This is a genomic window from Streptomyces sp. TN58 (genome assembly GCF_001941845.1).
In the GTDB taxonomy this organism is placed as follows: domain Bacteria; phylum Actinomycetota; class Actinomycetes; order Streptomycetales; family Streptomycetaceae; genus Streptomyces.
The window spans coordinates 5,610,011-5,634,597 of record NZ_CP018870.1; the positions used below are offsets into that span (position 1 = coordinate 5,610,011).

At 72.6% G+C, this 24,587-nt stretch carries 15 protein-coding genes and 4 pseudogenes; 14 read left to right on the top strand and 5 right to left on the bottom strand.

Annotation, left to right across the window (positions count from 1 at the left end):
- Positions 1-149 precede the first annotated feature (149 nt).
- Positions 150-1,972, bottom strand: a pseudogene (locus tag BSL84_RS25590) (helicase-related protein); the annotation flags it as partial.
- A gap of 106 nt (positions 1,973-2,078) precedes the next feature.
- On the opposite strand from BSL84_RS25590, the gene BSL84_RS25595 reads away from it, so the two are divergent.
- The 8 genes and pseudogenes from BSL84_RS25595 (at position 2,079) to BSL84_RS25620 (ending at position 17,297) form a co-directional block, all read left to right on the top strand.
- Positions 2,079-4,673 (top strand): GmrSD restriction endonuclease domain-containing protein, encoded by a 2,595-nt coding sequence (locus BSL84_RS25595; protein ID WP_075971195.1) that lies wholly within the window; start codon positions 2,079-2,081, stop codon positions 4,671-4,673.
- A gap of 97 nt (positions 4,674-4,770) precedes the next feature.
- Positions 4,771-6,327 carry a TIGR02677 family protein gene (locus BSL84_RS25600; protein ID WP_075972229.1) on the top strand — a complete coding sequence of 519 codons (1,557 nt, stop codon included), beginning with the start codon at positions 4,771-4,773 and terminating at the stop codon, positions 6,325-6,327.
- Positions 6,324-6,662, top strand: a pseudogene (locus tag BSL84_RS37510) (DUF2398 family protein); the annotation flags it as partial. The gene BSL84_RS25600 and the pseudogene BSL84_RS37510, both read left to right, overlap by 4 nt.
- A pseudogene (locus BSL84_RS37515) lies at positions 6,661-7,230 on the top strand (TIGR02678 family protein); the annotation flags it as partial. The pseudogenes BSL84_RS37510 and BSL84_RS37515, both read left to right, overlap by 2 nt.
- Positions 7,231-7,232: 2 nt before the next feature.
- Complete coding sequence (locus BSL84_RS37520) at positions 7,233-7,574, top strand: DUF2398 family protein (protein ID WP_267894066.1); 342 nt, start codon at positions 7,233-7,235, stop codon at positions 7,572-7,574.
- The gene (locus tag BSL84_RS25610) at positions 7,571-10,270 is read left to right on the top strand and encodes a TIGR02680 family protein (RefSeq protein ID WP_075971196.1); all 2,700 of its coding nucleotides are present in this window, start codon (positions 7,571-7,573) and stop codon (positions 10,268-10,270) included. Before BSL84_RS37520 ends, BSL84_RS25610 begins: the two co-directional genes overlap by 4 nt.
- Positions 10,267-11,541 (top strand): TIGR02679 family protein, encoded by a 1,275-nt coding sequence (locus tag BSL84_RS35660; protein WP_075972230.1) that lies wholly within the window; start codon positions 10,267-10,269, stop codon positions 11,539-11,541. The genes BSL84_RS25610 and BSL84_RS35660 overlap by 4 nt, the downstream gene beginning before the upstream one ends.
- 68 nt (positions 11,542-11,609) lie before the next feature.
- The gene (locus tag BSL84_RS25620; protein ID WP_159393553.1) at positions 11,610-17,297 is read left to right on the top strand and encodes a DUF4011 domain-containing protein; all 5,688 of its coding nucleotides are present in this window, start codon (positions 11,610-11,612) and stop codon (positions 17,295-17,297) included.
- Between the two features lie 63 nt (positions 17,298-17,360).
- Here BSL84_RS25620 and BSL84_RS25625 read toward each other — a convergent pair whose 3' ends face one another.
- Positions 17,361-17,624, bottom strand: coding sequence for a hypothetical protein (locus BSL84_RS25625; protein ID WP_075971198.1), 264 nt, complete (start codon positions 17,622-17,624; stop codon positions 17,361-17,363).
- A 212-nt stretch (positions 17,625-17,836) separates the two neighbouring features.
- Between BSL84_RS25625 and BSL84_RS25630 the strand changes: the two genes are divergently transcribed.
- The gene (locus BSL84_RS25630) at positions 17,837-18,346 is read left to right on the top strand and encodes a hypothetical protein (protein WP_030030394.1); all 510 of its coding nucleotides are present in this window, start codon (positions 17,837-17,839) and stop codon (positions 18,344-18,346) included.
- A gap of 116 nt (positions 18,347-18,462) precedes the next feature.
- The gene (locus BSL84_RS25635) at positions 18,463-20,037 is read left to right on the top strand and encodes an SPFH domain-containing protein (RefSeq protein ID WP_075971199.1); all 1,575 of its coding nucleotides are present in this window, start codon (positions 18,463-18,465) and stop codon (positions 20,035-20,037) included.
- Positions 20,038-20,084: 47 nt separating this feature from the next.
- Here the strand turns inward: BSL84_RS25635 and BSL84_RS25640 are convergent, their stop codons facing one another.
- A complete protein-coding gene (locus BSL84_RS25640) occupies positions 20,085-20,510 on the bottom strand; it encodes a hypothetical protein (RefSeq protein WP_075971200.1) in 426 nt (141 codons plus the stop codon).
- Positions 20,511-20,524: 14 nt separating this feature from the next.
- Between BSL84_RS25640 and BSL84_RS36610 the strand changes: the two are divergent.
- The 3 genes and pseudogenes from BSL84_RS36610 to BSL84_RS25655 all read left to right on the top strand — a co-directional run.
- Positions 20,525-20,794, top strand: a pseudogene (locus BSL84_RS36610) (oxidoreductase); the annotation flags it as partial.
- Positions 20,791-21,216, top strand: a complete 426-nt coding sequence (locus BSL84_RS36215; protein ID WP_075971201.1) for a nuclear transport factor 2 family protein — start codon at positions 20,791-20,793, stop codon at positions 21,214-21,216. The pseudogene BSL84_RS36610 and the gene BSL84_RS36215, both read left to right, overlap by 4 nt.
- Before the next feature lie 74 nt (positions 21,217-21,290).
- Positions 21,291-21,794 (top strand): hypothetical protein, encoded by a 504-nt coding sequence (locus tag BSL84_RS25655; protein ID WP_045323770.1) that lies wholly within the window; start codon positions 21,291-21,293, stop codon positions 21,792-21,794.
- A gap of 115 nt (positions 21,795-21,909) precedes the next feature.
- Here the strand turns inward: BSL84_RS25655 and BSL84_RS25660 are convergent, their stop codons facing one another.
- The gene (locus BSL84_RS25660) at positions 21,910-22,365 is read right to left on the bottom strand and encodes an Lrp/AsnC family transcriptional regulator (RefSeq protein WP_075971202.1); all 456 of its coding nucleotides are present in this window, start codon (positions 22,363-22,365) and stop codon (positions 21,910-21,912) included.
- Between the two features lie 140 nt (positions 22,366-22,505).
- Here BSL84_RS25660 and BSL84_RS25665 point away from each other — a divergent pair, with 140 nt between their 5' ends.
- Positions 22,506-23,507, top strand: a complete 1,002-nt coding sequence (locus BSL84_RS25665; protein WP_030028233.1) for an asparaginase — start codon at positions 22,506-22,508, stop codon at positions 23,505-23,507.
- A 70-nt stretch (positions 23,508-23,577) separates the two neighbouring features.
- On the opposite strand, the gene meaB is transcribed toward BSL84_RS25665, so the two are convergent.
- Positions 23,578-24,585, bottom strand: a complete 1,008-nt coding sequence (meaB, locus tag BSL84_RS25670; RefSeq protein ID WP_030028231.1) for a methylmalonyl Co-A mutase-associated GTPase MeaB — start codon at positions 24,583-24,585, stop codon at positions 23,578-23,580.
- Positions 24,586-24,587 lie beyond the last annotated feature (2 nt).

Sequence of the window (24,587 nt, forward strand, 5' to 3'; positions counted from 1 at the left end):
GCTCGTCCGCGCCTGTAGACCTTCTTCTCGCGGGCTCCGCTTTCATTCGGGTCCTGGCCGTTGTCACCCGTGGGGCGAACCGAAGTCCCCCGAACGCCGCGCGCCCGGCCGGGGGACACGGCCGACCGCCACCCCGGCCGGCCGGACCATCACCGCTGGTCCGATACGAACCGTACGGGCTCGCCCAGGGTCCGGCTCGCGCCGTCGAAGTCGGCGAGCCTGGCGGCCAGTGTTGCCGTGGCCAGCCGGGTGGCAACGCCGCGGAAAACTTGAGTCCGTGTACGGCGCGCCGGTCGACATCCGGCAGGACCAGGGCGGTGGCGCCGGGCAGGCTCTCCCTGGCGGCGCGCCATGCGTCCGGCGTCAGGTCCCCCCGTAGGCGTACGTAGTAGTCGGTCGGTTGCTGGACCGGGTCGGTCGCGGTGGACAAGGTGGCGGCGAGCGTCGCGTTGGCCCGGTAGCCGGCCCAGGTCCACCAGCGGACGTCCCCTCCGCGCCGGTTGATCTGAGTCCCGCCGGGGTGGACCGTACGGGGCGCTTCCTCCTCACGCCACTCCTGCAGAACCACGGCAGCCCTGCGGGTCACGGAGACGGGTGGGTCGGCTCCGAGCAGCACGTCCCGCATGGCACGGGTGAGCGGGTACGAGAGGCCGGTGGGCGTGCCGCTCGACCACTTGGCGATGCCTCCGCTTTCCACGGGTTCGACGAACACCCGCTTGCGTCCCCAGTCGATGTACGTCACCTGCCAGCTGCGGCCCGCCAGGAGGAGTCGGCGGGGCCCCGGCCGTTCCTCGGTGAGTACGGCCGGATCTACCTGCCCGATCTCGGTGCGCCCGGACAGCACGGTGAACTGCGGGGGTGCCGTGAACGAGGCGGTGAGCTCGATGAAATGGCGTCGTCCGAAGCGGTGTTCCGCTTCCGGACCGATGAACAGCAGGCCCCCGTCGGAGTCGAGGAATCCCTCACCCACCAGATGGCGCAGGATCGGCGCCGCGGATGCGTCGAAGGGTGCCAGGCCGTTCCATTCGTCCGCCCAGAGCCGGTCCCCCAACTTGTGCTTCTGGAGGGTGACGGCAAGCAGCTGCTGCGCGACCAGGTGCCGGGGTTCTGGTGGGGGGACGACCGGTTCGACCCATCCCCGGCCCCACAGCGACAGCAGGCCGGCGGCCTGGAGCAGGGAGTCCTTGCGGGTGGTGAGGAAGAGGCAGTTGCGGCTCGATCCGGCCCGGCGCCCGGTGCGTCCGATGCGTTGCAGGAACGAGGCGACGGTGGCCGGGGAGTCGATCTGGATGCCCCGGTCCAGATCGCCCACGTCGATGCCCAGTTCGAGGGTGGAGGTGGCCACGATCACGCAGTCACGGGCTTCGGCGAACGCCTGTTCCGATCGGGCCCGTTCTTCGACGGACAGGGAGGCGTGCGAAAGGAACACGGAGACCTCGCGCGCGCGGAGTGCGGCGCCCAGCTCTTCCACCTGGCGTCTCGAATCGCAGAACACCAGCCGTTTCTCACCCCGGTGGAGCGAGGCGATGATCTTGGCGGCGTTGTCGAGGGAGCCGACGTAGTCCAGTTCGACGTCCCCGGGCGGCGGGGGCGGGGTCACTCCCTTCGCGACAGGGGCGATGCTCGGGGCAACCACGCTTCCCGACCGGCCCTCGGCGCCCGAGCCCTGGAGCCAGGTGAGCAGCTGCTCCGGGTTGCCGACGGTCGCCGACAGTCCGATCCGCTGAATCGGGCGGCCCACCACCCGCTCCAGGCGTTCCAGTACGGCCAGCAGGTGCCAGCCGCGGTCGTCCCCGGCGAAGGCGTGCACCTCGTCCACGACGACCGCCCGTACTCCGCCGAGCAGGTGGTCATGGTCGGTCTTCACACCGATGAGCATGGCCTCCAGCGACTCGGGCGTGGTCAGGAGGATGTCCGGACGGCCGGTGCGGATGCGGTTGCGTTGCGACTCCTTGGTGTCCCCGTGCCAGATCAGCCAGAGGCCCGGGTCCTGTGCGTGTGTCGGCGGCCCGACTGATCACCGTACGGTATGGATCGACAACGCCGGGTCGACGTACAGGGATGGGGAGAGGACGGGCGTGCACGCTCAGGAGACCACGTTCAGCAAGCTGGTCCAGGGGGAGCAGCAGTTCCAGGTACCGCTCTACCAGCGCACCTACAGCTGGCAGCGCGACGAGCTGCGGCAGCTGTGGGACGACGTCCAGGAACTGGTCGAGGACCGGCAGGACGGGCGGTCCGGGTCGGGGCACTTCCTCGGCTCGGTCGTGCTGGCGCCCGAGCGGGTCGCCGCGGGCGGGATGCAGAGCTGGCTCGTCGTCGACGGCCAGCAGCGCATGACCACCCTGATGCTCGCCTTCACGGCCTTACGGGACCACCACCGGGCCCGGGGCTCGGTGAAGAAGGCCGCCCGCATCAACGACCTCATCCTGGTCAACACCTATCAGGACGGGCACGACAGCTATCGGCTGCTGCCCACGCAGGCGGACCGGGAGGCGTACACGGCATGCCTGGACAGCCTCCCCAAGGCCGGCGGGGCCGGCAACGTGGGAGCCGCCTACCGCTTCTTCGTGGCTGCGCTGGCCGACGGGACGGAGAACGGCGGCGAAGCCTGGGTGGACGCGGTCGAGACCGTGCTCGGCGACTGCCTCTCGATCGTCGCGATCACCGCAGCCGAGGGCGACAACGTCTACCGCATCTTCGAATCCATCAACAACACCGGCGTGGGGCTCAGCCAGAGCGACCTGCTGCGCAACTACCTCTTCATGTGCCTGCCCACGAGGGGCGAGGACGTCTACCGCAAGCGGTGGCTCCCCATGCAGGAACTGCTGGGCCCCGCCCACCTGGAACTGCTGGTCTGGCTCGACCTCGTCGTCGGAGGCAACAGCCGGGCCCGCCAGAGCGAGATCTACCGCGACCAGAAGAAGCGCCTGGAGCCGCTGACCGGGGACGAGGCGGCGCTGGAAGCCGAGATCGCCCGGTTCTCCCTGCGCGCCGACCGGCTCATGCGGATCCTGGAGCCCGACAGGGAAGGCGATCCCGTACTGCGGGCGGTACTGGAGCGCCTGTCGCGTTGGGGCGGCCAGACCCACTACCCCCTGGCCTTGCACCTCCTGGACCTGGTCGACGAGGGCCGAACCACGGCCTCCGAGGCGGCCGAAGCGCTCGGGTTCGCGGAGAGCTACATGGTGCGCCGCCTCTTCGCGGGCCTGTCCACGACGGGCAGCAACCGGGTGTTCATGGAACTCCCCAAGGAGCTGGACAAGGACGGCTCCCCGGCCGAGGCGGTACGCCGCTTCCTCTCGCGCCCCCGTACGGGCGCCCGCGTGTGGCCGGGCGACGACGCGGTCCGTGAAGCGGCCCGCACCCGACCGTTCTACAAGACCGGCCGCAGCAACCAGCGCTTCCAGATCCTGCGCCGACTGGAGGAGAGCTACGGATCGAGCGAGCCCGTCGACTACGACAAGGCGCCGCTCACCGTCGAACACGTCCTGCCCCAGACCCCGGCCCAGCAGTGGCTCGACCTGCTGGCCGAGGAGGCCGCGGACGGCGAGAGCCCGCAGGAGATCCACGATCTGCTGGTGCACACCCTCGGAAACCTCACCCTTTCAGGTGAGAACGCGCGGCTCTCCAACCACCCCTTCCGCCGAAAGCAGGAACTGCTCGACTCGAGCGCACTGCGGATGAACCAGGCAATCGCCGCACAGGAGCGCTGGGGCCGCAGGGAGATCCTTGCCAGGGCCGACGACCTGGCCGACCGGGCCGTGAACCTGTGGCCGGGCCCTCTGGACGAGGCCGTGCAGTCGGACGACGAGTGGGCGGGATGGAGGGAGCTGCGGGAGATCCTGCTCGCCGTCCCGGCCGGGACGTGGACGTCGTACGGGGAGCTCGCCGCCCTCATCGGCACCAGCGCCATCGCCGTCGGCAACCACATGGGAGCCCGGACGGGTCCGGGCCTGCACTGCGCGTACCGCGTGCTGACCGCAGACGGCCGGATCGCCGACGGCTTCCGGTGGACCGACGGCCGGCAGTCGGGGGACCCCAGGGCCGTCCTGGAGGCCGAGGGCGTGCCCTTCGACGCCAACGGCCGGGCCTCCAAGGCCCACCGGCTGAGCAGCACCGACCTGGCCGTCCTGGTCGGCAGGGAGCTGCCGGAGGAGACCCCGGCGGCGTCGGCCGCGTCAGGGGCCGGCGGCGACGAGGCCGGCGTCCGCTTCGAGACGCTGCTGCGCGCGAACCAGGCCCCGGAGGTCGCCGACGGCGTACTGGCGGTACTCCGCTCCTGGGAGGAACAGGGCGGCCGCCGGGTCTACGGGAAGGCGAACGAGACCAGCTGCTTCCCGACCGTGGACGCGGGCGGGCCGGGCGCGCCGCGCGCCCTCTGGCCGATCGGCATCTACCCGGTGTCGGGGACGGTGGAGGTCGTCTTCCAGTACCTCAAGCGGCGCCCGCCCTTCGACGACGAGCCGATGCGCCGCGCCCTGATGCAGCGGCTCAACGCCGTCGACGGGATCGACCTCGCCGAGGCCAAGCTGGATCTGCGCCCGTCCTTCCCACTGGAGGTCTTCGCCGCGCACACCGAGGAGATCCGTTCCGTACTGGAGTGGTTCGTCCACGAGGTCGCCTCCGCGCGAGTCCGCCACCCGGTCGGCCACGGCGATCCGGCGGTCTGCTGACTCGGACCGCGTCGAGCCGGGACCGATGCGAATCAGCCAAGTACCGGAGTCCCTGCCGATCATGGACGGGGCTCCAGGAGGATGGCGGGCAATGGACATGACTTCTCCGCCGGCGGACGGGACGCCCGACGGGTACGGGCCCTTCGCGCATCTCACCGCTCCGAACGTGCTGCTCTACCGGGCGGTGATGCGGGCCTTCCTCGTCGCCAAGGAGCGGTTCGCCGTACATCTGCGGCCCGAGGACGTGTACGCGGCGCTCGACCCGGCGGTGCGGCCGGCGGAACCCGACGCCGTGGCCAAGGCGCTCGACAGCCTCGTGGGCTGGGGGAACCTGCGGGCCGACCCGGACACCGGGCGGGTCACCGCCGTCGAGGACTTCTACCGCAAGCGGTTCATCTACCAGCTCACCCGTGAGGGCGAGGCCGCGGAGGAGGCCCTTTCCGCGTACGACGAGACCCTCGGGCGGCGCGGCGCGCTGCAGGCCGTCGCCCTGCACGACATCGTGACGCAGCTGCGGGCGCTGCTCGTGCTGGCCGCAGAGGAGGAGCCGGATCCGGCCAAGACGCATCTGGCGCTGGACGGGCTCGCGAGCCGCTTCGGCGCACTCGCCGACAACGCCCGCGCCTTCATGGGATCCCTCCAGCGGACCATCGACCTCCACGACGTGGGGGAGGAGGTCTTCCTCGCCTACAAGGACCAGCTCATCCAGTACCTGGAGCGCTTCATCCAGGACCTGATCACCCTGGGCGGACGCATCGCCCGGCTGATTCTGGAGCTGGAGGAGGACGGGCGCATCGAGCTCCTGCTGCGGGCCGCGGCCGCCCGTGAGGCGGCGGACGCCACCCCGCAGGAGGCGGCGTACGCGGCGCAGGTGGCGTACGAGCGGTGGGCCGGCCGGTGGGCGGGACTCGCGGCCTGGTTCCTCAGCCGGGACGGCCGGGAGTCACAGGCGAGGCTGCTGCGCGGTCGGGCGCTCGGCGCGATCCCGCAGCTGCTGGCCGTCGTACGGTCGCTGAACGAGCGGCGGGCCGGGCGTTCCGACCGCTCCGCCGACTTCCGCACCCTCGCCCGCTGGTTCGCCGAGGCACCCGACGACGACGCCCGGCACCGACTGTGGCGTACCGCCTTCGGCCTGTACCCGGCCCGGCACCTCGCCGTGGACGCCGAGACACTGGCCGCCCGCCACGCCCGGCCCGAGCCCGCCGGCACCGCGTGGGCCGACGCCGCGCCGCTGCGGATCAGCCCGCAGCTGCGCCGCACGGGCAGCTACGAGCGGCGCGGCAAACCCCGCAAGGTCGAGGACCGGCAGGCAGCCCGCCGCCTGCTCGCCGACACGGCCGCCAAACAGGCCGCCGAGACGGCCGCCGCCCGGGCCCGGCTCGTCACCCACGGCATCACGAGGCTGTCCGGGCTCGGGGAGCTCGACCCCCACAGCTTCCGCCTCTTCCTACAACTCCTCGGCGACGCACTGGCCACGTGGCGGCCCGGGACGACACACACCGTCGCCACCAGCGGCGACGGTTCCATGGAGATCCGGCTCACGGCGCCTGCCGACGGGGCCACGGCCGAGGTCCGCACACCCCACGGCACCTTCCACGGCCCCGACCACACCATCGAGATCGTCGACCTCACCGAAGGGAGGGGCGGAGCGTGAACACGGCACCGCTCGCCGAAGTACTCGACGGGCAGCACGCCGCCGAGCGGCGCAAGGCCGCCCGCGCCCTCCTGAAGCAGCCCCTGCTGCTCGCCCGCGGCCCGCACGCCGACGAGTTCCGCCTGGTCCGGCGCCACGCGCCCGAGCTGCGCGAATGGTTCGACCGCAACACCGGCTGGTCCCTCCAGGTCGACGCCGAGAGCGCCCGCCTGGGCAAGATCCCCGGCACGCCGGCCGACGCCACCCACCCCGCCCGCGAAGTCACCCGCAGCGCCGCCCCCTTCTGCCGCCGCCGGTACGTCCTGCTCTGCCTCGCCCTCGCCGCCCTCGAACGTGGCGAGGCGCAGATCGCGGCTGGGCCGCCTCGCCGACCAGATCGTCCTCGACGCCAACGACCCCCAACTCATCGCAGCAGGGATCAAGTTCACCCTGGACCGGCGCGACGAGCGGCTCGACCTGGCCGCCGTCGTACGGCTCCTGCTCCACCTCGGAGTCATGCGACGCGTCGCCGGGGACGAGGACGCGTACGTCAGCGGTGCGGGCGACGTCCTGTACGACGTCGAACGCCGGGTGCTCGCGGGGCTGCTCGCCACCCGGCGCGGCCCCTCCACCGCACGGGCCGACACGCTGGAATCCCGGCTCGCCGAACTCGCCGCGGAGACCGCCCTCGACAGCGACGAACTGCGCTTCCGCGCCATGCGCCGCTCGCTGACCCGGCGACTCCTCGACGACCTCGTCCTCTACTACGACGAACTGACCGATGCCGAACTCGGCTACCTCACACGCCAGCGCGGCTTCCTCACCGCCCGCATCAACGAACTGACCGGACTGGTCGCCGAGGTCCGGGCCGAAGGCATCGCGATGGTCGATCCCGAGGACGACCTCACCGACGTACGCATGCCGGAATCAGGGACCCGCGGCCACATCACCCTCCTGCTCGCCGAGTACCTCACGGCCGTCCCGGGCGTGGCAGTCCCCCCGCCGACCTCGAACGCCGCGTGGTCGAACTGGCAGCCGAACACGGCGGATTCTGGTCCAAATCGGCCCGAGAGCCCGGAGCCGAGAGCGAACTGGCCGAGCAGGCCGTCGCCCGGCTCGCAGCCCTCGGCCTCGTCTCACGCACCGCCGACGGCGTCGTACCGCGCCCGGCTCTCGCCCGGTACGCGGTCGGCGAGACCGTCGTACTCGAACCCCGTACAGCCGCCGCCACGCAGGTGCCGGCGCAGCGAAAGGCGTCCGCGTCGTGACCCCCCGACCCGCACTCCCCGCCCCCGAGCGACCCCGCTGGCAACCCCTGCGCATCGGCCTCGTCGACCTCTTCCACTACGACGTGGAGGAATTCCACTTCCGCGACGGCAGACTGCTGCTCCGGGGGAACAACGGCACCGGCAAGTCCAAGGTGCTGGCGCTGACCCTGCCCTTCCTCCTCGACGGAGACCTCAGCGCCCGCCGAGTGGAGCCGGACGGCGACGCCGGCAAGCGGATGGAGTGGAACCTCCTGCTCGGCGGCGAACACCCGCACCCCGAACGCCTCGGCTACACCTGGGTGGAGTTCGGCCGCCGAGACGAGGTGAGCGGCGAGGAGCAGTTCCGCACGCTCCTGTGCGGACTCAAGGCGGTCAGCGGGCGCGGCATCGCCCGCCACTGGTGGGCGGTGACCGCGCAGCGGATCGACCACCGGCCGCCCGGCGCACGCACGGAAACGTCGCTGAGCCTGCTCGACGCCACCGGCACCGTCCTGTCCCGGGACCGGCTCGTCGAGGCGGTCGCCGGACACGGGATGGTCCACGACCAGGCCAAGGCCTACCGCCGGGCCGTCGACGAGGCGCTGTTCGGCCTCGGGGAGCAGCGCTACGCCGCCCTCGTGGACCTGCTCATCCAGCTGCGCCAGCCCCAGCTGTCCAAGCGCCCCAACGAAGCCGCACTCTCCCGCGCCCTCACCGAGGCCCTTCCCCCCATGGACCAGGCCGTCATCGCGGACGTGGCCGAGGCCTTCCGGTCCCTGGACGAGGAGAAGGAGGAGCTGCGGGCGGCCGCGGCAGCCGAACGGGCGGCCTCCACGTTCCTCGACCACTACCGTCGCTACGCCCGCACGGCCGCCCGCCGCCGCGCCCGCCTCCCGCGCAGCGAACACTCCAAGTACGAGCAGCTGCAGCGCGACCTCGCCGAGGCACAGGCCGGGAAGGCCGCTGCGGAGCGGGACCGGGCGGCCGCGGAGGAGGACGTCGCCGCGCTCACCGAGACCCGGGCGAGGCTGGAGGCGGCCGACGCGGCCCTGCGCGAGGGCCCCGAGATGCGCAGCGCCCACGAACTGGAGCGGGCGGCGCAGACGTCGGAGCGGGCGACGGGCGACAGTGCCCGCGCACGCGACGACCGGGAGAGGGCGTCGCTGCAGCACACCAGGGCTCTGGGCCGGCTCGGCGCCGCCGAGAACCGGCTCAGGGCCGCCACGCAGCTGGTGCAGGACACCCGCCTACGGGCTCGGGAGGCGGCCGCCGCAGCTCGGCTGGCCCTCCCGGAGGACGACGGAGAGGGACTGGCGGTCGCCGGCCTGCGGACCGCGGTGGCCGAGGCGACCGACCGCAGGCACCGCACCCTCGCCCACGTGGAGGCGCTCGCCGACCAGGCGGAGGCGGCGGCGGCCGCGCGCCGGGACGCCGTACTGCGCCTCGACGAGTCGGAGACCGAGCTGACGCAGGCCGCCGGGGCACTGGACAGGGCACAGGACACCGCGCGGGCCGCCGGACGGGCACTGGTCGACGCCGTACGCGAGCACGCGGCCCGGTGCGGGGAACTGGAGTACGCCGACCCGTCCGGACTGCTGGACGAGCTCCAGGAGTGGACCCGGCACCAGGACGGCCCGTACCCGGCGCGCCGCCGCGCCGCGGAGGCCCACAGCGCCACCGCGGCCGTCCTCGCCGACCTGGCGGCGCAGTCGGCACAGCACCGGGCCGGGCTGGCCGCCCGGTCCGGCGGCCGGTGCGGGCCGCAGGCCCCGCACACGCGGACCCCCGGCCTGCGGGACCGGGCGCCCGGTGCCCCCCTGTGGCGGCTGGTCGACTTCCGCGACGAGGTACCGGACCACGACCGCGCCGGGCTGGAGGCGGCCCTGGAGGCGTCCGGGCTGCTGGACGCGTGGGTGCGGCCCGACGGAGCGGCCTTCGCCGCGGACGGCCATGACGTACTCATCGCCCCCGACACCGGACCGGTCGAAGGGGCGTCGCTCGCCGGCGTACTGCGCCCGGCCGTGGACCACGGCGACGCGCAGGCCGCACAGGTCGGTGTGGAGACGGTGGCCCGGGTGCTGGAGGCGATCGGTCTCGGCGGACCCTCCGGCGGCTCGGCCACGCCGACCGGCGACGCACCGGACGCAGCGCCGGCCGGCACCGGGCTTACGGGCTGTCGGCCGGCCGGCGCCTGGGCCGCGCCGGACGGACGCCTCGCCCGCCAGCAGACCGAGGACGCGGCGGGCAGCTGGCTGGAGCACCTGTCCGCCGCCCTCGACTACCGGTCCTGGCACGAGTTCGCCGTGGAGCGCCGACAACACGGGCGGTGGGTGCCCGCCACCGGGCCCGCGTCCGGAGGGGAACGCGTCCTGGCGGTGTCGGTCCCCCTGTTCGCCGCCGCCTCCTCGCACTACGCGAGCGCGGGCAGCCCCTACGCGCCACGCCTGGTCACCCTGGACGAGGCCTTCGCGGGCGTCGACGACGACTCGCGCGCCAAGTGCCTCGGACTCCTGCACGCATTCGACCTGGACGTGGTCATGACCAGCGAGCGGGAGTGGGCCTGCTACCCGCAGGTGCCGGGCATCGCCATCGCCCAACTCGCCCGTGTCGACGAGGTGGCCGCCGTCCTGGTCACCCGCTGGGAGTGGGACGGCTCCGCCCGCGAGCGCCGTGAGGACCCGGTCCGCCCGCCCCAGCCGGAGCCGCTGTGGGCGTGAGCGGTCCGCCGGTGGACGAGGCGCGCCTGCGCCGCCTGCTCGGCGGCGCCGACCTGGCCTGGCTGCTGGAGCGGATACGCCGACGGCTGGAACGCGGGCAGCCGCTCACCGGCGCCGTCTCGCTGGCAGCGCCGACCCCGGCCGAGGGGGCAGCGGCCGAGCGGCTGCTGGGGCGGACACCGGGGGCCGGCAGGGCGCTGACGGTCCGGCTCGACACCGTGGACGCCGTGGTGGTCAGATCGGGCATCAGCCCCGGCGGCCTGGCGGCGGCCGTCACCGCGCTCACCGGGCCGGTCGTTCCCCTCGACGAGGTCCGCCGCAGCGAGGACCAGGCCTGGGAGGAGGCGTACGCGCCCCTCACCCTGCTGGCCGCGGAGCACCCGGAGTACGCCGCCTGGGCCGGTCGCGTCCGCGGCGACGGCCTCGTGCGCCGCCTCGCCCGTACCCCCGCCGCCGCCTGCGCACTGGTGGAGCAGACCGCCCGCGTCCTGCGGGCGCTGCCGGCCGAACCCTCCCGGTCGGTCGCGGTGTTCGCCGCGGACGTACTGGGAAGCGCCCACGCGCTCGACGACGGCACCCAGGTCGCCACCCTCGCCCTCTCAGGCGCCCGCACCCTCACCGGTCACCCCGACGGAGCGGGAGCGGCCTGGCGGCGGGCCGCCTGGGCCTCCGTCGGCCTGCTCCGGGACGACGTCTCCTCGACGGTGCTCACCCTGAACCTCCGCGGGACGCCGGCCCAGGACTGGATGGCCGACGCGGGCGAGCCGTGCGTACTCACCCTCCGGCAGCTCGCGCACCGCCCGCCGCGGTCGGCACCGCCCGTGGTCCACGTCTGCGAGAACCCCGCGGTCCTGTCGGCCGCGGCCGACACCCACGGCCCCCGGGCCCGGCCGCTGGTCTGCATCCAGGGCCAGCCGTCGGCGGCCGCGCTGACCCTCCTGGCCCGTCTGCACGGACTCGGTGCCGCCCTGCGCTACCACGGCGACTTCGACTGGGGTGGTCTGCGCATCGCCACGACGCTGTCGGCGCACGTGCCGTGGCAGCCCTGGCGCTACACCGCCGGCGACTACCGCGCGGCGGTCGCGGCCGCGGGCCCCGGCCCGCGCCCGCTGGACGGGAAACCGGCGCCGTCGCCCTGGGACCCGGACCTGGCAGCCGCCCTCGCCGAGCACGCCCTGCGCGTCGAGGAGGAGGCAGTCCTGGATGCGCTGCTGGCGGACCTCCACCGGGAAGCGGAGCCCAAGCTTCGACACCCCGGTACGACGCTATAAGGGGTCTGTATGCTCCAGCTATTTCTCAGCGTTCCATGCCTTGTCATGAGCGAACGGAGTTGCACTGCATGACCCTCCACAGTCCCATGGCGCGGGCCGACCGGGCGCGACTCGAGAAGCTGCTGGGGTCCTGGCGCGACTCCCTCATCGACCTGAGTTTCCGCAACCGCCTCCTCAACTATCAGCGTCGGTCCACGTCCGTCGGGATGGACCTGTTGGAGCCGGGTCTGCTCAGCATCCTGGAGGGACTCACCCGCGGCTGTGGCTTCGCCCGTGTCGAGGAGCCCGGCACCAAGGGCGTGCCCGGTACGCGCGGCGCGGCCGGCGTGTCGATGGCCAAGCCCGCCGACGCAGCGACTGCCACGGGCGCCCGGCCCATCGACACTCCTGCGTCCCGGGCGGGCATCGGCACCGGCCGTCCACTCGTCAGCCTCACAACCTCCAAGCTCACCCAGGCTGACCAGGACCGGCACCTGCGCCGCCTGGCGACGGTCGCACGTGAGAAGTACAACGACTACGGCCTGTGGGTCCTCCATCTGGGTGTCGGGTTCCTCGACTGGAAGCCGGCCCCTTCCGCGGAGAAGGCATTCAGTTCACCCCTGGTCATGGTGCCCGTGACACTCGAACGGCGTCGTGGCGACTCCTACGTGCTCAAGAGCAACGCGGACGAGGACCCTGTTCTCAATCCCGCACTCGGCATCAAACTCGGTGAACTGGGGGTGGACTGGCCCCGGCCGGACCAGCTGGAGCAGGGTGACATTCCCGAGCTGATAGCTGCTGTTCGACGTGCGGTGAAAGGCATTCAAGGCTGGCAGGTGACCAACCGGATCGTGCTGGACACCTTCAACTCCAGCAAGGAGGTCATGTACCGCGACCTTCTGGACAATGCGGACCGGGTTCTTGGTAGCCCCTTGGTGCGGGCCGTCGGCCTCGGCGCCGACTCCGGGATTCCCCCGCAGAGCTTTGCGTTCGAGCCTGCGGACATCGACCGAATCGACGCGATACAACCGCCCGAGCAAGCCCCCTTGGTACTCGACGCCGACTCCTCCCAGAGACAGTGCGTCGCCGCAGCGGTCGAAGGCCGCAGCTTCGTGATGGACGGGCCGCCCGGAACGGGCAAGAGCCAGACCATCACCAACATGATCGCGGGCCTCTTGGAGAAGGGCCGCACGGTGCTGTTCGTCAGCGAGAAGGCGGCGGCCCTGGACGTGGTCCGCAACCGCCTCGGCGATGTCGGCCTCGACGACTACGTGCTCGCGCTGCACAGCAACAGCGCGGGACGAAAGCAGGTGGCCCAAGAACTCGGCAGGGCCCTCGGAGCCCCGCGCCGCACCCTGCCGGACGGCAGCCGGGGAGACCTCGCGCAGGCCCGTGAGCTGCGTGAGGAACTCTCCGGATACGCCGCGGCGATGAACGACCCCCGGTCAGGGCTCGGCATGTCCCTTCACGACGCCCTGGGGCGGATCACCCTGCTGGACGGGGCTCACCCGCTGCCCGCGGACGGATCCTTCGATGCGGCCGCCCTCACCGCGGAGGACCTGGAGCGGGCGATCGCCGGAGCACGACGCGTCAGCCGGTCCTGGCGTCCGGCACTGGAGGGCCCCGGCTTCTCCTGGTACGGCCTGAAGGGCGGCGGCAATCCGCTGAGCGCGCTGGACCTCGCATCCGAAGCCCTCACCAGGCTCGGTACGACCTTGCGCCCGCACGCCGAGCTTCTCGCGGAACTGGGGTGGGAGGGGGTCGGCGACGCCGCCCGCCTGACCCCGCTGCTGCGCACGGCCGGAACCAGGCCTGGGATGCCGCAGCACTGGCTCACAGCGGATCAGGTGCGTCTCGGCGTGGCGGTCAGGAACTTCCTGGACCGCCTCGCAGCGGCCGATGCGGCCGAGTTGCCGGCACGGCAGGCTTTTGGCCATGCCTGGAATCGGCTCCCCGCGAACCTGGATGCAGAACCAGGCAGCGCGGAGACAGCGCTCGGCTCTCTGGTCCCGCCAGCCGTGGACATCGAAGCACTCACCGCCGAGGACGCCGCTGCCCTCGCCGCCCGGCTCGACACGGATGCTGCTGTACTGGACCGCGCGGCGCTGTCGCTGGCTGCTGTGGCCCAGGTGTACGGCCTGCCCGCTCCCACGTCCTGTGAGGACGGCCTTCGCCTGGGGAGGATCGCCGCCCTTTCCGGACTGCCGACGGAGTCCAAGCCGCTGCCCGGGTGGCTCACTGCTGACGGCGTGGCTCGGGCCCGCTCAGCCGCCCAGGCACTGCATGAGGCGGTGCAGGGGGTGCGAGCCGCCCGAGGGAAGGCCGAAAACGTCTTCACCGACCGGGTGTTGGCCGAGGCCGACCTGGAGGAGATGGCCCTGCGGTTCGCGACGGTACACCGCTCCTTCACCGGACGGCTGTCCGCGGCCTGCCGAGCGGACCGCCGTGTCGTTCGGACACTCCTTCCCGCAGGCGCCAAGTGCACCCGATCGGTCATCACCGCGCTCCCCGCCGCCGTGGCGTGGCAGAAGGCCGAACGGAAGCTTGCCGACGAAGCCCGCGTCCATGCGGGCGTGCTCGGCCGGCACTGGCAGGGCGAAACCACGGACTTCACGGTCGTGGACTCCCTCGTCGGCCGGGCCGGGGAGATCACCGGGCTGGCTCCCCGGGTGCTCAATCCCGAGGCTTTGGCTCGCGCCGTGGCATCGGGAGACGACCTGCTCGCCACGGACCGCCTCAACGCCACCAGGCGCACTGCGGAGGAAGCAGCCGGGAGGCTGGCCGAATGGAGGGACTCACTGATCCTCCCGCCGGCTGCCGGACCCTCCTACGAGCTGGAAGCAGGAAGTATCCGGGAGGCGGCCCTGTGGAGCCGCGCACACGTGGCTCCGCTGCGGGATGCCGAGAGGCTGATCCGTGCTGTGGAGGAAACTGCTGCCGCAGACGCCGGAGCGAGCGCGGCACGGGGGACGTGGACCCTTGCCGCCGCGCGTGCGGCGGTGCACGCCGTTCGTGCGGCGCTCGCGACCGCGGCAGAATTCGAGTCCGCAGAGCAGGATGACCGGACGCTTTTGGGCGACCTCTACCGAGGTCGGGACACCAGTGACTCTGCTCTGGCCGCCGCACTCGCCTGGAACGGCGAGCTGCGCGAAGCATGCGGTCTCGACATGGAGGCGGCACTCGGGACGTCCGCCGCCGGCATCCTCTACGCCGCAGGGCCCGATGCCGAGCTGGAAGCTGCCCAGGAGATGTGGACCCGGGCTGCCGAGGGACTCGCGGCTCTGTTCCGCCCCGAGCGGGCGACCGCACTGCGTGCGGCTTTCGGTGGCACCGAGGACTCAGCCGGTGCGGCACTCGGTGCCCTCGCTGCCGACCGGGGAGGCCCGGACGAGTGGTACGCGTACGACAAGGGGCGCCGCGTACTCGACGAGATGCACCTGGGCGACCTGGTCGACCGGGCAGTCCGCCAGGGGATTGCCCCTGACGACTTCCCGCCGCTCGTCGAACGAGCTGCGCTGCGCGCCTGGGCCGACCTGGAACTGGCCACGGACCCGCGGCTGGGAACCACACGGTCCGCCGACCGGGATGATCTGGTCACGCGCTTCCGGGAACTGGATTCGGCACTGTCCGACCACGCTCGGGCGACCGTCGTACGAGCCTGTGACGGACGCCGCCCGCGGACCACAGCCGATTCGGGAGCCGCTCTGCTGAAGAGGGAGGGCGAGAAGAAGAGTCGGCACAAGCCTGTACGGGAACTTCTGGACACTGCACGGGACACCGTCCGGCTGATCAAGCCGTGCTTCATGATGAGCCCGCTGACGGTGAGCCGGTTCCTGCCGCCGGACCTCGCCTTCGACGTGGTGATCTTCGATGAAGCGTCCCAGGTCCTGCCCCAGGACGCCATGAACTGCATCTACCGCGGCCGGGCGCTGATCGTCGCCGGAGACCAGAAGCAGTTGCCTCCCACCGCCTTCTTCTCGTCCAGCGGTGACGAGGACGAGGACGCGTCGGGAGAAGAGGAGCAACCCGACCGCTTCGAATCGGTACTGGACCTTTGCAAGGCGAGCGGACTGCTGCCCAGCCTGTCGCTGCGCTGGCACTACCGAAGCCGCCACGAGGACCTGATCGCTTTCAGCAACCGGGAGTTCTACGACGAGTCGATGACCACCTTCCCGGGCGCGCATGCCGAGGGGGACGATGTCGGTGTCGCCTTCTTCCGGGCACAGGAGGGTTCCTATCGGCCGGGAGCGGCAGCCCGCAACAATCCGGGCGAGGCCGCAGAGGTGGCGCGCCGGGTGATCCACCATTTCACCACGCGCAAGGGCCGGTCGCTGGGCGTCGTCGCGCTCTCGCAGTCGCAGGCCGTGGCCATTCAGGATGCCGTGGACGCAGCACGGCGCAGCCGCCCCGACCTCGACGACTGCTTTTCCGAGGACCGGCTGGACGGCTTCTTCGTCAAGAACCTGGAGACCGTGCAGGGCGACGAGCGCGACGTGATGATCATGTCGGTCGGCTACGGGCCTGATGCCAACCAGAAGTTCTCCAAGAACTTCGGGCCGATGAACAAGGCGGACGGCTGGCGTCGCCTGAACGTCGCCGTCACCCGGGCTCGCTACCGCGTCGAGGTCGTCGCCTCGTTCGAGCCCGACCAGCTCGGGGAGACCGGCAGTAAGAGCTTCCGGCACTTCCACCGCTACCTGCAGTACGCCAAGAGCGGGCCGGCTGTCCTGTCCCATGGGCCGTTGGACGTAGACGCCCAGCCGGAGAGCCCGTTCGAGGAATCGGTTCTCGCGGTCCTGCGCGGTTGGGGATACGACGTCCAGCCGCAGGTGGGTGTCGCCGGCTACCGCATCGACCTGGGGGTCCGCCACCCCGACTTCCCGGGACGCTACGCGCTGGGAGTGGAGTGCGACGGCGCCATGTACCACTCCTCCAAAGCGGCCAGGGACCGGGACCGGCTGCGTGAAGGAGTGCTGCGCGGCCTTCGCTGGGAGCTGCACCGGATCTGGGGCACGGACTGGTACCGGGACCGGGCCGGGGCCGAGGCGCGACTGCGCGCCGCCGTGGAGAGCGGCGTGGCCGCCACGTCCCGCACAGCGGGACCCTCCCGGCCTGCGTCACCGGCCGGCCGCGACGGGTCCGGCGAGACGGTCCGGGCGGCGGCGACGGAAGCCATCGTGGCTGCCGCGCTGTCGAGCGCCGGGCGCCCCGCGCCTTCTGGTCGGCGCAACGGCGCAGGGCAGCCAGGGGCAGTCCGGCGCATCACGGGCGCGGAGGGGGCCCCCTTCCCACGCCAGGCCACAACCGGAGCAGCCGCTTTCCGTGTGACTGCGCTGGCCCGGGCTTCGTGGCAGCGGGCTGAACGTGAGCTGACCCAGTTGCAGAGGAGACTGACCGAACCAGAAGCTGCCGACCCCTCCGCGGACCCCCGAGTGCGCCGCAACAACCGGCTCCTGCAGGAGAAGCGCAACGAGCAACTCAGGGAAAGGGCTTCTCTTCTGGAGGCATACCTGAAGGCGGCCCCGGCCGCGTCACACACCGTCGGTGGGCCGGTCGTCGCGCCCGGCCGCCTGGTGAGCCTGATCTTCGAGGGATCGGCGGAGGCAGAGGAGTACGAGATCACCTCACAGTCCGCGGCTTCGGACGAAGTGGAGTCACTGAGCCCGTTCACGGAACTCGGAGCTGCCTTGCTCTGGCGGGAGGCGGGGCTCTCGGTCGACTACACCGACCGAGAGGGAAGGCACCACACCGTCCGCATCAAAGGTGTTCGAGACTGACCCTGATCGGTAGAAGGGGCGCCGCCGAGCGAATCATCGAGACGTCGGTCGGCGGCCGGCCCTTTAGCCGTCCCGGCCCTGTGAGTTCGTGGCGTACGCCGCCAGGACGGCGGCCAGGCAGGCCCAGACCACGCCCTGGCCGCCGGCGAGCAGCCAGCCCAGGGTGCCCAGCGCGACCAGGACGACGCCGCCGGCCGTGAGGGCCCGCCGGTCCGTGAGGAAGGCCCACCGGGCCCGGCCCCGGCCGGGTTCCCGCAGTTCCTCGACCGCGGTCCGGATCACCAGGGCCGCCAGCACGATGGCGGCGAGGAGCAGTGTCCCTTCCACCGGGTCCTCCTGTCCGTGTCGGGCGGAACGAGCAGTGGCCGCTGCACCGGCTGCACCGGCTGCACCGGCCGTACCAGCTGTACTCGCTGTACGAGCAGTCTGCGTCAAAGGAGCGTAAAGATTGCCGACGGCAGGCAATGTGCGCCGGGGGCCCGCGCTGGCAATCTGTCGGTGTCCGGCGGAAGACGGCGGCCAGACGGGGGAGGTGTGCGATGGGCTGGTTTCTGGGGCTCGGCATCGGGGGGATCGCGGTGCTGGCCGCCGCGCTGGTGTTCGACGGGGTGCTGGAGGGGGTGTTCGACGGCGCTCTGGGCGGACTGTTCGACGGGTGGCTGTCGCTTCCGGTGGTCGCGGGCTTCGTCTCGATGCTCGGTTTCACGGGGGCGATCGTGCTCGGGTCCACGGGACTCGGGCCGGGAGCGGCGGCCGCCGCCGGGGTCGTGGCCGGAGCGGCGGCGGGCTGGGCGACGTACCGCCTGAGCCGGGCCCTGCTCCGGGACGGCAGCGGACGAGCCCCGCGGCGGGCGGACATCGTCGGCGTCGCCGGACGCGTGGTCACCGCCATACCGCACGGCGGCTACGGCGAGGTGCTGCTGTCGCTGGCCGGACAGCCGGTGAAGTACGCCGCGACCGCCGATGCCCCGCTGGAGCGCGGGGCCGAGATCTGGGTGACGGCGACCCCGTCGGACACCTCGGTCGCCGTCCGCGCCATCGACCGCTGACGACGCACCGCTCCACCGCTCCACCGCTCCACCGCTCCACCGCTCCTGCGCTCCTGCGCTTGCGCTTCGTGTCCATCACCGATCTGCCCCTTCAGGGAGTGCAGAGGGGAACCATCATGAGTCCAGTCGCCGCCGCAGCCATCGGGGTCGTCGTACTCCTGGTCCTGCTGGCCCTCGTCGTCGTCACCCGGTACAAGGTGGCCGGCCCCAGCGAGGCGTTCATCATCACGGGCCGCCGGGGCAAGCAGTCCACCGATCCGGCCACCGGGGAGGTCTTCACCGACAACAGCGGCCAGAAGGTCGTGGTCGGCGGCGGCGTGTTCGTCGTCCCGTTCGTCCAGCAGCGCTACAGCCTGGACCTGTCCAGCCGGCACATCCCCGTCGCCGTGCGGGGCGCGGTCACCCTGCGCGGTATCAAGGCCAACCTCGAAGGCGTGGCCATCGTCAAGGTCGGCGGGACCGAGGACGCCATCAGGGCCGCCGCCCAGCGGTTCCTGCAGCAGCAGGACGGGATCGTCGGCTTCACCCAGGAGGTGCTGTCCGGCGCGCTGCGCGCGATCGTCGGCCGGATGTCGGTGGAGGACGTCATCCGCGACCGGGCCGCCTTCGCCGGGCAGGTCGCGGAGGAGGCGGAGGCCAGCCTCTCCGGGCAGGGCCTGGTGCTGGACGCCTTCCAGATCCAGGACATCACCACGGAGGGCTCGTACCTGGAGGACCTGGGCCGCCCCGAGGCCGCCCGCGCCCGGCAGGAGGCCGACATCGCGGAGGCCAACGCCCGCCGCGCCGCCGAGCAGGCACGGCTGAAGGCGGAGGAGGAGATCGCGCTCGCGCAGCGCACGCTCTACCTGCGCCAGGCGGAGATCAAGGCCGAGACCGACGCGGCGGCCGCCCGGGCGAGCGCGGCCGGTCCGCTCGCCGACGCCGACCGGCAGCAGCAGATCCTCACCGAGCAGGAGAAGGTGGCCGAACGGCAGGCGGCGCTGACGGACCGCCAGCTCGACACGCAGGTACGCAAGCCCGCCGACGCCAGGCGGTACGAGGCCGAGCAGCAGGCGGAGGCCCAGCGCGTCGCCCGGGTCAAGCAGGCGGAGGGCGAGCGCCAGGCCGCGATCGCGGCCGCCGAGGCGGAGGCCGAGCGCGCCCGCCTGACCGGTGAGGGCGAGAAGCAGCGCCGCCAGGCGCTGGCGGAGGCGGAGGCCATCGAGGGCGCCAAGCGCGGTGAGGCCGAGCGGGCACGACGCGCCGCCATCGCCGAGGCCGTCCGCCTGGAAGGCGACGCCGAGGCCGCCGCCATCGCCGCCAAGGGCGCGGCGGAGGCCGAAGCCATGCGAAAGCGGGCCGACGCCTTCGAGAGGTACGGGGACGCCGCCATGATCCAGATGATGGTGGAGGCCCTGCCGCAGGTCGTGGCCAAGGCGGCCGAACCGCTGGGTGCAATCGACCGGATGACCGTCATCTCCACCGACGGCGCCTCCAAGCTCTCCCGCACGGTCACCGACAACGTGGCCCAGGGGATGGAACTGCTGGGCTCCGCCACCGGGATCGACCTCGGCGCGATGCTCCGCGGCCTGACCGGGGACGGGGACGGGGCCGGTAACGGGGTCGGAAAGTCGGGCGGCGAGACGGGCGACGCGGGCGCGGCCCCCGTCTCCGCTGCCCCCGTGAACGGCTCGATTGCCATCACGGACTGACCGCCGGCTCCGTACACCGACAGGTACGGTCCGGGGTTGCACGACCCCTACGGCCCGGCGCGGGAAGGATCCGCACCGGGCCGAACGCCGTGGCTCCCGGAGGAGTCCTCGGGAGGAGTGCGGGAACCGCGGAGGGCGAGGGCCGCGGCCGTCGCGGTGCCCGGGGCGGCCTGGTAGACGACGAGCTGCCGGCCCGGGGCGGCGCGGACGTCGAAGGACTGGTAGGTCAGGGTCAGGCGGCCGGCCACCGGGTGGTGGAGGTGCTTGGCGTCCTGCGTCTTGGCCAGGACGTCGTGGGTGGTCCACAGCCGGGCGAAGTCGGGGCTGCGGGCGGTGAGGGTACGGACGACTTCGCGCAGTCGGGCGTGGTCCGGGGCGATGCCGGAGGCCTCGCGGAGATGGCCCGCCGTGGCCCGGGACGCGGCGGCCCGGTCCAGGTAGAAGTGGCGGGCCGCCGGGTCGAGGAAGACCATGCGCGCCAGGTGGCGCCACCAAGTTCGCCGTACGGGCGATCACCGAAGGGTTGCGGCAGGAGTCGGACGGCCGGATCCGCGTCACCCTCGTCTCCCCGGGCGTGACCTAGTCCGAACTCGCCGACCACATCGCGGATCCCGCCGCGCGGGAGGCCATGAAGTCCTACCGCGCCGTGGCGCTGCCGGCCTCCGCCGTCGCGGCCGCCATCGCGTACGCGGTGTCCCAGCCGCCGGGGACGGACGTCAACGAGATCACCGTCCGCCCCGCCGCGAGCGCACAGTGACCGCCCCGTCCGGCCAGGACGGCCCGCTCCGCCGGCTGCGGCTGCTGGAGGACGAGGAGGCGCTGCGCGGCCTGCTGGTCCGGGGGTCGCGGGCTCTGGACCGCAAGGACTGGCAGACCTGCATCGGGTGCTGGGCAGAGGACGCGGTGCTGGAGTTCGGGCCGTGGGGGGAGGCGCGCGGCAGGGGGCGATCCTGGCGGAGGTCGCGGAGGCGGAGGAGCCCTTCCCGTCGTCGCCGTCACGCACGAGGCGGCGGTCTCGGCCCCGTACGCGATGGGAGGACCGTACGACTGGGAGTTCCGCAGGGCCGCGGACGGCGGCCGGCGCCTGGCCCGCCGGCGGCTCGGAGTCCGGTGGACCACGGGCGGGGACACCGCGCCGGATGCCTTCCGGTAGGGCCGGCGTGCCGGACCGCCGTGTAGGACAGGTGCGTCGATCTTGTGACTCGGGTGCCCCGACAATGGTCTTCCCAGCACAGGAGGGCAAGGAAGCACCGATGGAGTCGTACGAGCACCCGACCGCGGAGGATCCGCACTTCGGGACGGTCACCGTCGAGCTCGACCACGAGGCGGGGACCCTCGTCGTGGACGGTGACGGGGTGCCGCGGGTCGAAGTGCGGCGGACCGGCGGGGCGGAGCCGGACAGCCAGGTGCCGATCGGGACCAGGGCTCCCGAACACCTGGCGATGCGGGTCGGGGGCGTGGAGGTGGAGTTGCGGCCCGGCAAGGGGCTCCTCACCCGTAGGTCCTACCGGGTCGAGGTCGCAGGCCACCGCCTCGTGCCCGTCTCGCTCGACGGCAGCCGGCTGTCACGCGACGGCGTGGAACTGGGGACCTTCTTGTCGACCGGGGACGGGCGGGTCACCGCCGAGTGGAAGGGCGGGCGGCGGCCGGAGCCGTACGACGCGGCCGTCGGATACGCGCTCGCCGCGGCGTTCGGGACGGGAGCCGAGCCGATGTGGAAGCTCACCCTGGACGCCGTGCTGGAAGCCCTGCCCTGACAGCCCCGGATGCGCGTGCGCCCGGCCGGCGGTTCCGGCCGAGGCCGCGGGGCTGCTCGCCGTGCCGGTCGGCGCCGGTCGGTCGGCCGTGCCGGTCGGCCGGTCGCCGTACGCGTCAGCGGTCCACTGGCAGGCCCGTCGGCTCCTTGATGCGCTTCATGATGATCTGCGAGTTGACCTCGGTGATACCGGTGAGGGCGGTCAGCTTCTCGATCCACAGCCGCTCGTAGGCGCGCAGGTCCGCGACCGCGATCCGCAGCAGGCAGCCGGGACTGCCGAAGAGGCGGTATGCCTCGATCACGTCGGGGATGTCCTGCAGGGCCGCCTCGAAGGCCTCGACCGCCTCGCGGTCGCGGCGCACCTCGACCGAGACGAGCACCTCGAACCCCCGCTCGACCGCCTCGGGGTCGATGACCGCCCGGTATCCCTGGATCACCCCGTCCTGCTCCAGCTGGCGCACGCGGCGCATGCACGGCGACGGGGTCAGCCCCACGCGCTGGGCCAGCTCCTGGTTGCTCAGCCGCCCGTCGGCCTGGAGCTGGCGCAAGATATCGCGGTCGATGGCGTCCATGGCGCAATTATCACCCACGACTTCTCGGACACCCCGGCGGAAGACGCAAGCATATTGCGCACAGATCGCTCTATCATTGCTGCTTTCAGTACAAACGTACGAGTGGGCACGAGCGAGTACGAGAAGGGCGGCCACGCAGCATGGGACGGATCGTCGTCATCAGCACCGGCGGCACGATAGCCAGCCGCTGGCAGGGTTCCGGCTTCGCCGCGGACGCCGACGGGAGCGAGGTCATCGCCACGGCGCCGCTGCCCGAGGGCATGACCGTCGAGGTCGTCGACCTGTTCAGCGTGAACAGCCCCCGCCTCACCACCGCCCACCAGCTCACCCTCCTGCGCACCGTGCACGAGGTGCTGGCCGACCCCGACGTCGACGGCATCGTCGTCACCCACGGAACCGACACCCTGGAGGAGTCGGCGTTCCTCGTCGACCTCCACCACCACGACCCGCGCCCCGTGGTCTTCACCGGCTCGCAGCGGCCCATGGGCACCGCCGACGGCGACGGCCCCGGCAACCTCTACGACGCGCTGCTCACCGCCGCCACCACCCGCGGCCTCGGCGTACTGATCGCCTTCGCCGGCCGCGTGCACGCAGCGCGCGGCACCGTGAAGACGCAGGCCGTGGACCTGGACGCGTTCGCGGACCCCTCGAAGGAGCTCTTCGGGAAGGTCGGCTTCGGCAAGGTCACCATCCTGCGTACCCCGGCCCGCCCGGCCGCGCTCCCGCTGCCCGCGATGCCCGAACTCCCGCCGCGCGTCGATGTCGTGACGCACCACGCCGACGCCGACCCGGTCCTCCTGAACGCCGCCGTCGAGGCCGGCGCCCGCGGCATCGTCCTCATCGGGACCGGCGCGGGCAACGCCACCCCCGAGATCGTCGAAGCGGTCCGCGCGGCCGTCGCGCGCGGGGTGCTGGTCGCCCTGACCACCCGCGTCATGGCCGGACCGGTCACCGAGATCTACACCCACGGCGGCGCGGTCGACCTGGTCGCAGCCGGAGCCGTCCCGACCGGCACCCTCCGCGCCGGCCAGGCCCGCATCGCGGTCCTCTCCGCGCTCCTCGCCACCGACGACACCGACGAGCAGGTCCGCATCCTCCGCGAGTCCCTGACCCCGGCCGCCCCGGTACTGGTCGGGGCGTAACCGCCACGGCGCCCGCGCCCGGGCGGCACCCGCGGAGGTCGCGGGTGCGCTGCCGCCCGGGCACACGCCGTCAGCTCCCCTGGTTTTCCTGGTTCCCCTGGTTCCCGAAAGCCGCCAGGATGCGGTCCGCCGCCGACGTCGGGGTCGCCGAGCCCGCCCGGACGGCGGCCTCCAGCTCCGGCGCGAGGTCGCGTACCGCCGGGTCCGCCCGCAGGCGCTCCAGCAGTTCGTCGCGGACCATCGACCACGTCCACTCCACCTGCTGGGCCGCCCGCTTCGCCGCCAGCCGGCCCCCCGCCTCCAGCAGGGTCCGGTGCTGCTCCAGGCGGTTCCACACCTCGTCCAGCCCCGTCGACTCCCGCGCGCTGCACGTCAGCACCGGCGGTGTCCACGCCGCGTCCACCGGGTGCATCAGCCGCAGCGCGCCCGACAGCTCACGGGCCGCGGCCTTCGCGTCGCGCTCGTGCGGGCCGTCCGCCTTGTTCACCGCCAGCACGTCGGCCAGCTCCAGCACACCCTTCTTGATGCCCTGCAGCTGGTCGCCCGTACGGGCCAGGGAGAGCAGCAGGAAGGAGTCGACCATCCCGGCCACCGTGGTCTCCGACTGGCCCACGCCGACCGTCTCGACGAGGACCACGTCGTAGCCCGCCGCCTCCATCACGATCATCGACTCGCGCGTGGCCTTGGCGACCCCGCCCAGCGTGCCCGCCGACGGCGACGGCCGCACGAACGCCGCCGGATCCACCGACAGCCGCTCCATCCGGGTCTTGTCACCCAGGATGGAGCCGCCCGTACGCGTCGACGACGGGTCCACCGCGAGCACCGCCACCCGGTGGCCGAGCCCCGTCAGCATGGTGCCGAACGCGTCGATGAAGGTGGACTTGCCCACCCCCGGCACCCCGCTGATGCCGATCCGCCGGGCCCGGCCCGAGTGCGGCAGCAGCTCCGTCAACAGGCCCTGCGCCAGCGCCCGGTGAGCGGGCAGGGTGGACTCGACGAGCGTGATCGCGCGCGCGATGAACGCGCGCTTCCCGTCGAGCACCCCCTTCGCGTAGGCCTCGATGTCGATCTTCGGCACCG